This window comes from Burkholderia sp. Nafp2/4-1b (assembly GCF_003635165.1).
In the GTDB taxonomy this organism is placed as follows: domain Bacteria; phylum Pseudomonadota; class Gammaproteobacteria; order Burkholderiales; family Burkholderiaceae; genus Burkholderia.
In genome coordinates, this window is the sequence record NZ_ML058604.1 from 217,307 (window position 1) to 230,249 (window position 12,943).

The window sequence follows — 12,943 nt, forward strand, 5'->3', positions numbered from 1 at the left end:
CGGGCGGCCCTAGGCGGCAAACAGCGCCGCGTACTGATCGGCCACGAAGCCGAGCGATTTCACGCGGCCGTTGACGACGAGCACCGGGCGCTTGATGACCGACGGCTTGTGGATCATCAGCGCGACCGCGCCGGATTTCGTTTCCGCGGCGGCCTTCATGGCGTCGTCCAGGCCGCGCCACGTCGTGCCGCGCTTGTTCACGAGCGCGTCGAGCGACACGTCCTTCAGCCAGTCCTCGACGAGCGGTGCGCTGACGCCGAGCTTCTTGAAGTCGTGGAACTCGAACTCGACGCCGTGATCGTCGAGCCACACACGGGCCTTCTTCACGGTGTCGCAGTTCGGAATGCCGTAGACGACCACGGTGTGCGGCTTGGCCATCAGTCGCCTCGCAGCAGTTCGTTCAGGCCGACCTTCGCGCGGGTCTTCGCGTCGACCTTCTTCACGATCACCGCGCAGTACAGGCTGTGCGATCCGTCCTTCGACGGCAGGTTGCCGGCGACGACGACCGAGCCGGCCGGGATGCGGCCGTAGCTGACTTCGCCCGTTTCGCGATCGTAGATCTTGGTGCTCTGGCCGAGGTACACGCCCATCGAGATCACCGAATTCTCCTCGACGATCACGCCTTCGACGACTTCCGAGCGCGCGCCGATGAAGCAGTTGTCTTCGATGATGACCGGGTTCGCCTGCAGCGGCTCGAGCACGCCGCCGATGCCGACGCCGCCCGACAGGTGCACGTTCTTGCCGATCTGCGCGCACGAACCGACCGTCGCCCACGTGTCGACCATCGTGCCTTCGTCGACGTATGCGCCGATGTTGGTGTACGACGGCATCAGCACGACGTTCTTCGCGATGAACGAGCCGCGGCGCGCGATGGCCGGCGGCACGACGCGGAAGCCGCCCGCGGCGAAGTCTTCGGCCGTGTAGTTCGCGAACTTCGACGGCACCTTGTCGTAGAACTGCGAGTAGCCGCCGGCCGGCATCGGTGCGTTGTCCTCCAGGCGGAACGACAGCAGCACGGCCTTCTTCAGCCACTGGTGCACGGTCCAGTTGCCGTCGATCTTCTCGGCGACGCGCAGCGCGCCCTTGTCGAGCTGCTCGATCGCGTGAGCGACGGCTTCGCGGACGTCGGCGGGCGCGGCCTTCGGCGACAGCTCGGCGCGGTTTTCCCAGGCGGTATCGATGATTTGCTGAAGTTGTTGCGACATGTTCGTTTTCGCAGGAGATGAATGGAATTGATCGGGATGGATGTCTTACCGCGCGAGAGAGCGGCAGAAATCGACGATGCGTTGCGCGCCCTCGACGCATTCGGGGGTGCCCGCGACGAGCGCGATCCGGATGAAATCGCGGCCCGGATTCGTGCCGTGCGCGTCGCGCGCCAGGTACGAGCCGGGCAGAACCGTCACATTATAGTCGGCGTACAGGCGGCGGGCGAACTCGGTGTCCGACAGGCCGGTGCGCGCGACGTTGGCCCACAGGTAGAACGCGGCGTCGGGCAGCTTCACGTCGATCACGTCGGCGAGCAGCGGCGTGACCGTGTTGAACTTCTGCAGATACAGCGCGCGGTTCTCGCGCACGTGCGCCTCGTCGTTCCACGCGGCGATGCTCGCGTGCTGCCAGACCGGCGACAGCGCGGCGCCGTGGTACGTGCGGTACAGCAGGAATTTCTTCAGCAGCGCGGCGTCGCCGGCGACGAAGCCCGAGCGCATGCCCGGCACGTTCGAGCGCTTCGACAGGCTCGACAGCATCACGAGCCGCTCGAAGCCGCGGCCGAGGCGATGCGCGGCCTCGAGGCCGCCGAGCGGCGGCGCCGCTTCGTCGAAATAGATTTCCGAATAGCACTCGTCGGACGCGATCACGAAACCGTGGCGGTCGGACAGCGCGAACAGCTCGCGCCAGTCGTCGAGCGTCAGCACGGCGCCGGTCGGGTTGCCCGGCGAGCACACGTACAGCAGCTGGGTGCGTGCCCAGACCTCATCGGGCACGGCCGCGTAGTCGCACGCGAAATTGCGCGTCGGATCGCTGTTCGCGAAATAGGGTTCGGCACCGGCCAGCAGCGCCGCGCCTTCGTAAATTTGATAGAAAGGATTCGGACAGAGTACGATCGCTTTCTTGCCGTCCGCGCTCGGGCGCGCGTCGATCACCGTCTGCGCGAGCGAGAACAGCGCCTCGCGCGAGCCCGATACCGGCAGCACCTGCGTGGCCGGATCGATCGCCGGCAGCCCGTAGCGGCGTTCGAGCCAGTGCGCGATCGACGTGCGCAACGCGTCGGAGCCGGCTGTGGCCGGGTACGACGCGAGGCCGTCGAGCGCGCCCACCACGGCGTCGCGGATCAATGCCGGCGTCGGGTGCTTGGGCTCGCCGATGCCGAAGCTGATCGGTGTCAGGTCGGCAGAGGGCGTCACGTCCTTGAACAGGGCGCGCAGCTTTTCGAAGGGATAGGGCTGGAGCGAGTCGAGTCGTGGGTTCACGGGCGAAGCGGCCATCGCGGCCGGTTGGAGCGAAAGGGGCGGCGCAGCTGCCGCACGGCTGCGAACGGGCGCCGACGGCGCGCGGGTCGCAACGGACGATTATAGCGTGACGCAATGCGGTCACGGCCTGCCGGAACGGCGGCCGGGCCGGTGCAATAAAGGGTATCGAACCAAATGAATAACGCGGTACGCGGCAGCCTGCCGACGCTCGCCATCCTGATCGGCGCTTCGGTATGGGGCCTGATCTGGTATCCGCTGCGGATCCTCGCGTCGCTCGGCCTCACCGGCACGCTGGCGAGCGCGCTGACGAGCGTCGTCGCGTTCCTGTTCGTGATCGTCGTGCGGCACCGCACGATCGCGACGCTGCGCTGGCACTGGGTGTTGCCGGGCATCGCGATCACGGCCGGCGTGACCAACCTCGGCTTCGTGTGGGGCACGATCCACGGCGAGGTGCTGCGCGTGATGCTGCTGTTCTACCTGACGCCGGCCTGGACCGCGATCTACGCGCATTTCCTGCTGCGCGAGCGGCTCACCTGGGCCGGCGCGGGGCTCGCGGCGCTGTCGATTGGCGGCGCGATGCTGATGCTGTGGTCGCCGACGCTCGGCGTGCCGCTGCCGGCCAACCCGGCCGAATGGGCGGGGCTCGCGGCCGGGCTGAGTTTCGCGATGAGCAACGTGCTGGTGATCAAGGCGAGCCGCGAGCTGCCGGACCTGCGTGCCGAGATGCGTACCGCGACGCTATTCGGCGGCGCGGCGGTGTTCGGCGCGATCGCGTCGCTGTTCGAGGGGCTGCCGCCCGTGCCGGCAAGCGGGTCGCTGGGCGTCGCCGCGCTGATCGTCGCCGCGATCGGCGTGACGATGGCCGCGAACAACCTGCTCGTTCAATACGGGCTCGCGCGCGTGCCGGCGAACCGCGCGTCGATCATCATGCTGTTCGAGATCGTGATCACCGCGCTGTCCGCGTGGGTGTTCGCGAACGAACTGCCGAGCGCGCGCGAGTGGGCGGGCGGTGCGTGCATCGTGCTCGCGACGCTGCTGTCGAGCCGGGTCCATCGTGCCGCGCCGGCACCGGGCAAACCCGGCGACGGGCGGGACGGCGCACGCGCGATGGTATGATGGAAGCCGTTTGCGGGGCCCAACGCTTGAGATGCGCGCGGCCCCGCTTTTGAATTCCGGGGCGCACCGCGCACACGGGCCGTCCGGCCCCGCGCGTCGCGGCCCCGTCCGTTTCACACCTTCTTCACATCCGATACCGCCGTGCGTCTGAGCTCGATCAAACTCGCTGGCTTCAAATCCTTCGTCGATCCCACGCATTTCCAGGTTCCGGGCCAGCTTGTCGGCGTGGTCGGCCCGAACGGATGCGGCAAGTCCAACATCATCGATGCCGTGCGCTGGGTGCTCGGCGAGTCGCGCGCGTCCGAGTTGCGCGGCGAGTCGATGCAGGACGTGATCTTCAACGGCTCGACCGCCCGCAAGCCCGGCAGCCGGGCAAGCGTGGAACTGATCTTCGACAACTCCGACGGCCGCGCGGCCGGGCAGTGGGGCCAGTACGGCGAGATCGCCGTGAAGCGCGTGCTGACGCGTGACGGCACGTCGAGCTACTACATCAACAACCTGCCGGCGCGCCGCCGCGACATCCAGGACATCTTCCTCGGCACGGGCCTCGGGCCCCGTGCGTACGCGATCATCGGGCAGGGCATGATCGCGCGCATCATCGAGGCGAAGCCGGAAGAGCTGCGCGTGTTCCTCGAGGAAGCCGCGGGCGTGTCGAAGTACAAGGAACGCCGCCGCGAGACCGAGAACCGCCTGCACGACACGCGCGAGAACCTGACGCGCGTCGAGGACATCGTCCGCGAACTGAGCGCGAACCTCGAGAAGCTCCAGGGGCAGGCGGTTGTCGCGACCAAATACAAGGAGCTCGTCGCCGACGGCGAGGAGAAGCAGCGCCTGTTGTGGCTGCTGCGCAAGAACGAGGCCGCGGGCGAGCAGCAGAAGCAGCAGCGCGCGATCGAGCAGGCACAGATCGACCTCGAGGCGCAGACGGCGAAGCTGCGCGAAGTCGAGTCGCAGCTCGAGACGCTGCGGGTCGCGCATTACTCGGCGAGCGACGCGATGCAGGGCGCGCAGGGCGCGCTCTACGAGGCGAACGCCGAAGTGAGCCGCCTCGAGGCCGAGATCAAGTTCATCGTCGAATCGCGCAACCGCGTGCAGGCGCAGATCGCCGCGCTGAACGCGCAGCGCGAGCAATGGCGCGCGCAGGCCGAGAAGGCGCAGGACGAGCTCGAGGAAGCCGAAGAGGCGCGCGCGATGGCCGACGAGAAGGCCGCGCTCGCCGAAGACAACGCAGCCGCGAAGCACGACGCGCTGCCCGCGCTCGAAGCAAAGTGGCGCGATGCGCAGGCGCAGCTCAACGAAGAACGCGCGCGGATCGCGCAGACCGAACAGTCGCTGAAGCTCGAGGCCGCGCACCAGCGTAACGCCGACCAGCAGCTCCAGCAGCTTCAGCAGCGCCACGAGCGCCTGAAGTCGGAGGCGGGCGGGCTCGACGCGCCGGACGAAGCGCAGCTCGAAGAGCTGCGCATGCAGCTCGCCGAGCAGGAAGAAATCCTCGCCGAAGCGCAGGCACGCCTCACCGACGCACAGGAAACGCTGCCGCGCCTCGACGGCGAACGCCGCGCCGCGCAGGAGCGCGTGCAGGCCGAGAGCGCGCAGATCCACCAGCTCGAGGCGCGCCTCGCCGCGCTCAAGCAGCTGCAGGAGAACGTGCAGACCGAAGGCAAGATCCAGCCGTGGCTCGACAAGCACGAGCTCGGCGCGCTGCCGCGGCTGTGGAAGAAGCTGCACGTCGAAGCCGGCTGGGAAGCGGCGCTCGAGGCCGTGCTGCGCGAGCGGCTCGCGGCGCTCGAAGTGTCGAATCTCGACTGGGTGAAGGCGTTCGCGACCGATGCGCCGCCTGCGAAGCTCGCGTTCTACGCGCCGCCGCCGGCCGGCGAAGCGCCGGCCGCGCCGGCCGGGCTGCGTCCGGTGCTGTCGCTCGTGCGCATCGACGACGCGGGCATCCGTGCGGTGCTGAACGACTGGCTCGGCAACGTGTACGTCGCCGACGACATCGCGCAGGCGCTCGCGACGCGCGCGCAACTGCCGGCAGGCGGCGCATTCGTCGTGAAGGCAGGCCATATCGTCACGCGCGTCGGCGTGCAGCTGTACGCGGCCGATTCGGAGCAGGCCGGGATGCTGGCCCGCCAGCAGGAAATCGAAAACCTCACGCGCCAGGTGCGTGCGCAGGCGCTCCTCGCCGACGACGCGCGCACCGCCGCCGTGCGGGCGGAAGCCGCGCACACGCAGGCCGCGCAGGCGCTCGGCGACGTGCGCGCGCAGGCCGAACGCGCGACGCAGCGCGTGCACGCGCTGCAGATGGACGTGCTGAAGCTTGCGCAGGCGCATGAGCGCTACACGCAGCGCAGCACGCAGATCCGCGAGGAGCTCGAGGAAATCGGCGCGCAGATCGACGAACAGCGTGCGCTGCGCGCGGAATCGGAAGCGAACTTCGAACGTTTCGACGGCGAACTCGCGGAACTGCAGGCGCGCTTCGAAGACAACCAGCTCGCGTTCGAGGCGCTCGACGAATCGCTGACGCAGGCGCGCCAGGAAGCGCGCGACCTCGAGCGCGCTGCGAACGACGCGCGCTTCGCCGCGCGCAATGCGGTCACGCGAATCGACGAGCTCAAGCGCAGCATCCAGGTCGCGCACGAGCAGAGCGAGCGCGTTGCGGCATCGCTGGAAGACGCGCGCGCCGAACTCGAAACGATCAACGAGCAGACCGCGCACACGGGCCTGCAGGACGCGCTCGAAATTCGCGCGGTGAAGGAAGAAGCGCTGCAGGCCGCGCGGATCGAACTCGACGACCTGACCGCGAAGCTGCGTGCGTCGGACGAGCAGCGTCTCGTCGCCGAGCGTTCGCTGCAGCCGCTGCGCGACCGCATCACCGAATTGCAGCTGAAGGAACAGGCCGCGCGCCTGGCCGTCGAGCAGTTCGCCGAGCAGCTCACGGCGGCCGAGGTCGACGAGGAAGCGCTGCGCGAGAAACTGACGCCGGACCTGAAGCCGTCGTACCTGCAGGGCGAGGTCACACGCCTGAACAACGCGATCAATGCGCTGGGCCCGGTCAACATGGCCGCGCTCGACGAACTGAAGGCCGCGAGCGAGCGCAAGGTGTTCCTCGATGCGCAGTCGGCCGACCTGACCGACGCGATCACGACGCTCGAGGACGCGATCCACAAGATCGACCAGGAAACCCGCACGCTGCTGCAGGGCACTTTCGACGAGGTCAACCGTCACTTCAGCGATCTGTTCCCGCGTCTGTTCGGCGGCGGCCAGGCGAAGCTGATCATGACGGGCGACGAAATCCTCGACGCGGGCGTGCAGGTGATGGCGCAGCCGCCGGGCAAGAAGAACGCGACCATCCACCTGCTGTCGGGCGGCGAGAAGGCGCTGACCGCCACCGCACTGGTGTTCGCGATGTTCCAGCTGAATCCGGCGCCGTTCTGTCTGCTCGACGAGGTCGACGCGCCGCTCGACGACGCGAACACCGAGCGTTTCGCGAACCTCGTGCGCGCGATGTCCGACAAGACGCAGTTCCTCTTCATCTCGCACAACAAGATCGCGATGGAGATGGCGCAGCAGCTGATCGGCGTGACGATGCAGGAACAGGGTGTGTCGCGGATCGTCGCGGTGGACATGGAAACCGCCGCGGGTTTTGCCCAGAATTGACGTTTGACGAAACCGGACCGCGTTCGCGCGGCGCATGGGCGCCCGTTCGCGGTTCCGACGACAAAGAATTGCTGATGGAGCGTGCATGGACGAGTTGACACTCGGTTTGATCGGCGCGGGTGCCGTCGTGGTGGGCGGCGTCGTGGTCTACAACGCATGGCAGGGCGCGAAGGTGCGGCGCAGGATGCCGCGCCCGATGCCTGAAGAGGCGGTCGAGGCGATGAATCGCAGCCCCGAACGCGACGATGAACGGCCGTTCATCGAGCCGGTGCGCCAGCCCGTGCGCCGCGAACCCGCCGCAACGGCTGCGGCGCCGGCCGGTGCTGCTGCCACCGCGAGTGCGTCGGCCGAAGCCGCGCGCGTCGAGCCGACCTTCGGCGGAGCCGCCTCGGGTGGCGCCGCGCCTGCCGACATGCCGGCCGATCTGCAGGCCGAGGCCACCGGGGCCGACACGCCGTCGGAATCGAGCGGTGCGGTCGAGCAGGCCGTCGACGAAGGGTCGGTTGCCGCAGCGCAGGACGCGCCGGCTGCCGACGCAGCGAACCACGAGCCCGCCGAACCCGTGCTGCCGGCCGCGACGACGATCTCGTCGGCGCCGCCCGCGATCGTCGATCGCCGGATCGACTGCATCGTGCCGATTCGCCTCGGCGCATCGCTGCCGGGCGACAAGATCCTGCCGGTCGCGCAGCGGCTGCGTCGTGCGGGCAGCAAGCCCGTGCATATCGAGGGCAAGCCGGAGGGCGGCAAGTGGGAGCTGCTGCAGAACGGCGTGCGTTATGAAGAACTGCGCGCGGCCGCGCAGCTGGCGAACCGCAGCGGCGCGCTGAACGAGCTCGAGTTCTCCGAGTTCGTGACGGGCGTCCAGCAGTTCGCCGACGCGATCGACGGCGCGCCGGAATTCCCGGACATGATGGAAACGGTCGCGATGGCGCGCGAGCTCGACGGTTTCGCCGCGCAGTGCGATGCGCAGCTGTCGATCAATGTGATGTCGGACGGCGCGCCGTGGTCGGCGAACTACGTGCAGGCCGTCGCTTCCCAGGACGGGCTGCTGCTGTCGCGCGACGGCACGCGCTTCGTGAAGCTCGACGCGAAGCAGAACCCCGTGTTCATGCTGCAGTTCGGCGACACGAACTTCCTGCGCGACGACCTGACGTACAAGGGCGGCAACATGATCACGCTGGTGCTCGACGTGCCGGTCGCCGAAGAGGACATCCTGCCGTTCCGGCTGATGTGCGATTACGCGAAGTCGCTGTCCGAGCGGATCGGCGCGCGGGTCGTCGACGATTCGCGCCGGCCGCTGCCGGAATCGACGCTCGTCGCGATCGACCAGCAACTGATGAAGCTGTACGCGAAGCTCGAGGAAGCCGGCATCCCGGCCGGTTCGCCGGTCACTCGGCGCCTGTTCAGCCAGTAACGCGTGTCGAATGCGGCGGCCTTCGTTGCCGCCGCACGTCGCTGCTGCAGTGCACACACGCCGCGTGCATGCGCTGCAGCGGGCCTGCGCGGCGCGCATTCGCGTGCCCCCGGCGCGGCGTCAAACTGAGATAATCGAACATCCGATTTTTCAGAACGACTCTGCCGCCAGCATGGCCCGAACCCAAGCCGAACCGCCAGCCAGCCAGCCCGACGCGCGTGCCGCGTGGCTGCGCGACCAACTCGAGCGGGCGAACTACGCCTACTACGTGCTCGACCAGCCGGATCTGCCCGACGCCGAATACGATCGGCTGTTCGGCGAGCTGCAGCAACTCGAAACCGCTCATCCCGAACTCGTGACGCCCGATTCACCGACGCAGCGCGTCGGCGGCGAAGTGGCAAGCGGCTTCACGCCGGTCGTTCATGACGCACCGATGCTGTCGCTGAACAACGGCTTCGCCGACGAGGACATCGCCGCATTCGACAAGCGCGTCGCCGACGCACTCGCGAAGACGACCGATCTCGCCGGCTCGGTCACGGACCCCGTCGAATACGCGTGCGAGCTGAAGTTCGACGGGCTCGCGATCTCGCTGCGCTACGAGAACGGCGTGTTCGTGCAGGCCGCGACGCGCGGCGACGGCACGACCGGCGAGGACGTGACGGAGAACGTGCGCACGATCCGTTCCATCCCGCTGAAGCTGAAGGGCGCGCACGTGCCGGCGCTGCTCGACGTACGCGGCGAGGTGCTGATGTTCAAGCGCGATTTCGCACGCCTGAACGAACGCCAGCGCGCGGCCGAGCAGCGCGAATTCGCGAACCCGCGCAACGCGGCGGCCGGCAGCCTGCGCCAGCTCGATCCGAAGATCACCGCGCAGCGCCCGCTGTCGTTCTTCGCGTACGGGATCGGCGTGCTTGACGGGATGCCGATGCCCGACACGCACAGCGCGCTGCTCGACTGGTACGCGTCGCTCGGCCTGCCGGTGAACCGCGAGCGCGCGGTCGTGCACGGTGCCGACGGCTTGCTCGGCTTCTTCCGCAAGGTCGGCGAGAAGCGCGAGTCGCTGCCGTACGACATCGACGGTGTCGTCTACAAGGTGAACCGGCGCGACGAGCAGGATCGCCTCGGCTTCGTGTCGCGCGCGCCGCGCTTTGCGCTCGCGCACAAGTTCCCCGCGCAGGAAGCGCTGACCCGGCTCGTCGCGATCGACGTGCAGGTCGGTCGCACCGGCGCGATCACGCCGGTGGCGCGGCTCGATCCTGTGTTCGTCGGCGGTGCGACGGTGACCAACGCGACGCTGCACAACGAGGACGAAGTACGCCGCAAGGACATCCGGATCGGCGACACCGTGATCGTGCGGCGCGCGGGCGACGTGATTCCGGAAGTGGTTGGCGCGCTGCTCGAGCGCCGGCCCGACGATGCGGCCGAATTCGTGATGCCGACCGAGTGTCCGGTGTGCGGCTCGAAGATCGAGCGCCTGCCGGACGAGGCGATCGCGCGCTGCACGGGCGGGCTGTTCTGCCCGGCGCAGCGCAAGCAGGCGCTGTGGCACTTCGCGCAGCGCCGCGCGCTCGACATCGACGGGCTCGGCGAGAAGATCATCGATCAGCTGGTCGAACTGAATCTCGTGCGCACGCCGGCCGACCTGTTCAATCTCGGTTTCGCGACGCTCGCGGAGCTCGACCGGTTCGCCGAGAAATCCGCGCAGAACCTGCTCGACTCGCTCGAGAAGGCGAAGCACACGACGCTCGCGCGCTTCATCTACGGGCTCGGGATCCGCCATGTCGGCGAGTCGACCGCGAAGGATCTCGCGAAGCATTTCGGGTCGCTGACGCCGATCATGGACGCGTCGATCGAGGAACTGCTCGAAGTGAACGACGTCGGGCCGATCGTCGCCGAGTCGATCCACCAGTTCTTCGCGGAAGAGCACAACCGCACGGTGATCGAGCAGCTGCGCGCGCCCGGCAAGGTCACGTGGCCGGAAGGTCCGCCCGCGCCGAAGGCGCCGCAGGGCGTGCTGGCCGGCAAGACCGTCGTGCTGACGGGCACGCTGCCCAACCTCACGCGCGACGCGGCGAAGGAGATGCTCGAAGCGGCCGGCGCGAAAGTCGCGGGCTCGGTATCGAAGAAGACGGATTACGTGGTCGCGGGCGCCGAAGCCGGCAGCAAGCTCGCGAAGGCCGAGGAACTCGGTATCCCTGTGCTGGACGAAGACGGACTGCACCAACTCCTGGAGGGCAACACGCCATGATTCGCGAGATCCTGAAGATGGGCGACCCGCGCCTGCTCGAAGTCGCCGCGCCGGTCGAGCGGTTCGATACCCCCGACCTGCACGAGATCGTCGCGGACATGTTCGAGACGATGCACCATGCGAACGGCGCGGGGCTCGCCGCGCCGCAGATCGGCATCGGGCTGCAGATCATCATCTTCGGCTTCGGCAGCAACAACCGCTATCCGGATGCGCCGCCCGTGCCCGAGACCGTGCTGATCAACCCGAAGCTCGAGTACATGCCGCCGGACATGGAGGAGGGCTGGGAAGGCTGCCTGTCGGTGCCGGGCATGCGCGGCGTCGTCAGCCGCTATGCGAAGGTGCGCTACAGCGGCTACGACCAGTTCGGCGCGAAGATCGACCGCGTCGCCGAAGGCTTCCACGCGCGGGTCGTCCAGCACGAATACGATCACCTGATCGGCAAGCTGTATCCGATGCGGATAACCGACTTCACGCGCTTCGGTTTCACCGAGGTGCTGTTCCCCGGGCTCGATCCGGCCGACGACGACTGACCGGCGGCATCGTCGTACTTGTCGCCGTATCGGCAATGAAAAAGCCCGCTCGCGCGGGCTTTTTCATTGCGACGCACGAGGCGCGTGCTGGCCATCGTGCCGGCCGTCAGAAGGTCTCGTCGGGCGACAGATAGCGCCACTGGCCTTGCGGCAGCGCGCCGAGCATCACGCGGCCCATTCGCACGCGCTTCAGGCCGATCACTTCGAGACCGACCAGTTCGCACATGCGGCGGATCTGGCGCTTCTTGCCTTCGCGCAGCACGAAACGGAGTTGTTCGCCGTTCTGCCAGCTCACCATCGCGGGCTTCAGCGGCGCGCCGTCGAGCTCGAGGCCGTGGCGCAGCTTCGCGAGCGATTCGGCAGGGAAGTGCTGGTCGATGTCGAGCAGCCGGTCGCCGAAACGCACGCGCACCAGATACTCCTTGTCGATGTCCGACTGCTCGCCGATCAGCTGCTTTGCGATCACGCCGTTCTGCGTCAGCACGAGCAGGCCGGTGGAGTCGATGTCGAGCCGGCCGGCCGGCGCGAGCGCATGCAGGTGCTGCGGCGAGAAGCGTATCGGCGAACGGTCGCCGCTCCACTGGTTCGCGCGCGTGATCAGCACGGCCGCGGGCTCGTAGCCGTCTTCCGCCTGACCCGACACGTAACCGACCGGCTTGTGCAGCAGGATCGTCACTTGTGCGGCCTGGGCGGCGCTGGCGCGTTCGTCGATCTCGATCTTCTGGTCCGGACGGACCTTGGTGCCGAGCGTATCGATACGTTCGCCGTCGACGAGCACCCAACCCTTTTCGATCCATTCGTCCGCTTCGCGGCGCGAGCACAGGCCAAGTTCGGACATGCGCTTCGACAGGCGCATCAGGCCTGTTTCGTCGCCACGGTCGATGTCGGCCGCCGGGCGCTTGACCGGTTGAGCGGTCTTTACCGCGCCGAACGCGCGGGGTTCGCCGTCACGTGCGGGACGCGCCGGGCGGTCGCCGAAACTGCGCTTCGCACCTTCGCCGGCTGCCTTGTCCCGGTACGACGGACGCTTGCTGTCGTCGCCGGCTGCGCGACGCGGGCGCGCATCGTCATCGCGGCGCGGCGGGCGATCGGACGACGTGCGACGGTCGCCGAAACTGCGCTTCGCACCTTCGCCGGCTGCGTTGTCGCGATAGGACGGGCGCTTGTTATCGTCACCACCTGCGCGACGCGGGCGTGCATCGTCATCGCGGCGCGGCGGGCGATCGGACGACGTGCGACGGTCGCCGAAGCTGCGCTTCGCGCCTTCGCCGGCTGCGTTGTCGCGATAGGACGGGCGCTTGTAATCGTCACCGCCTGCGCGACGCGGGCGCGCATCGTCATCGCGGCGCGGCGGGCGATCGGACGACGTGCGGCGCTCGCCGAAGCTGCGCTTCGCACCTTCGCCGGCTGCGTTGTCGCGATAGGACGGGCGCTTGTAATCGTCACCACCTGCGCGGCGCGGGCGGGAGTCGTCATCGCGGCGCGGCGGGCGATCCGACGACGTGCGACGGTC

9 protein-coding genes are annotated in these 12,943 nt (G+C 68.3%); 5 read left to right on the plus strand and 4 right to left on the minus strand.

Annotated features, from left to right (window positions below):
- Nucleotides 1-9: 9 nt before the first annotated feature.
- The 3 genes from C7H84_RS13995 to dapC are packed head-to-tail and all read right to left on the minus strand — an operon-like array spanning nt 10 to nt 2,483.
- The gene (locus C7H84_RS13995) at nt 10-378 is read right to left on the minus strand and encodes an ArsC family reductase (RefSeq protein WP_121859337.1); all 369 of its coding nucleotides are present in this window, start codon (nt 376-378) and stop codon (nt 10-12) included.
- Entirely contained in the window at nt 378-1,205 is an 828-nt protein-coding gene (dapD, locus tag C7H84_RS14000) for a 2,3,4,5-tetrahydropyridine-2,6-dicarboxylate N-succinyltransferase (protein ID WP_006478479.1), read from the minus strand. Before dapD ends, C7H84_RS13995 begins: the two co-directional genes overlap by 1 nt.
- 45 nt (nt 1,206-1,250) lie before the next feature.
- Entirely contained in the window at nt 1,251-2,483 is a 1,233-nt protein-coding gene (gene dapC, locus C7H84_RS14005; RefSeq protein WP_121859338.1) for a succinyldiaminopimelate transaminase, read from the minus strand.
- Nucleotides 2,484-2,642: 159 nt separating this feature from the next.
- Between dapC and C7H84_RS14010 the strand changes: the two genes are divergently transcribed.
- From C7H84_RS14010 to def, 5 genes are all read left to right on the plus strand, one after another.
- Nucleotides 2,643-3,584, plus strand: a complete 942-nt coding sequence (locus C7H84_RS14010) for a DMT family transporter (protein WP_121859339.1) — start codon at nt 2,643-2,645, stop codon at nt 3,582-3,584.
- A 141-nt stretch (nt 3,585-3,725) separates the two neighbouring features.
- Complete coding sequence (gene smc, locus C7H84_RS14015; RefSeq protein WP_121859340.1) at nt 3,726-7,238, plus strand: chromosome segregation protein SMC; 3,513 nt, start codon at nt 3,726-3,728, stop codon at nt 7,236-7,238.
- An 85-nt stretch (nt 7,239-7,323) separates the two neighbouring features.
- Complete coding sequence (locus tag C7H84_RS14020) at nt 7,324-8,652, plus strand: cell division protein ZipA C-terminal FtsZ-binding domain-containing protein (RefSeq protein WP_121859341.1); 1,329 nt, start codon at nt 7,324-7,326, stop codon at nt 8,650-8,652.
- A gap of 172 nt (nt 8,653-8,824) precedes the next feature.
- Nucleotides 8,825-10,900, plus strand: coding sequence for an NAD-dependent DNA ligase LigA (gene ligA / locus C7H84_RS14025; RefSeq protein WP_121859342.1), 2,076 nt, complete (start codon nt 8,825-8,827; stop codon nt 10,898-10,900).
- Nucleotides 10,897-11,430 carry a peptide deformylase gene (gene def, locus C7H84_RS14030; protein WP_121859343.1) on the plus strand — a complete coding sequence of 178 codons (534 nt, stop codon included), beginning with the start codon at nt 10,897-10,899 and terminating at the stop codon, nt 11,428-11,430. The genes ligA and def overlap by 4 nt, the downstream gene beginning before the upstream one ends.
- 106 nt (nt 11,431-11,536) lie before the next feature.
- On the opposite strand, the gene C7H84_RS14035 is transcribed toward def, so the two are convergent.
- A partial coding sequence (locus C7H84_RS14035; protein ID WP_162999277.1) for a pseudouridine synthase occupies nt 11,537-12,943 on the minus strand: 1,407 nt, incomplete at its 5' end.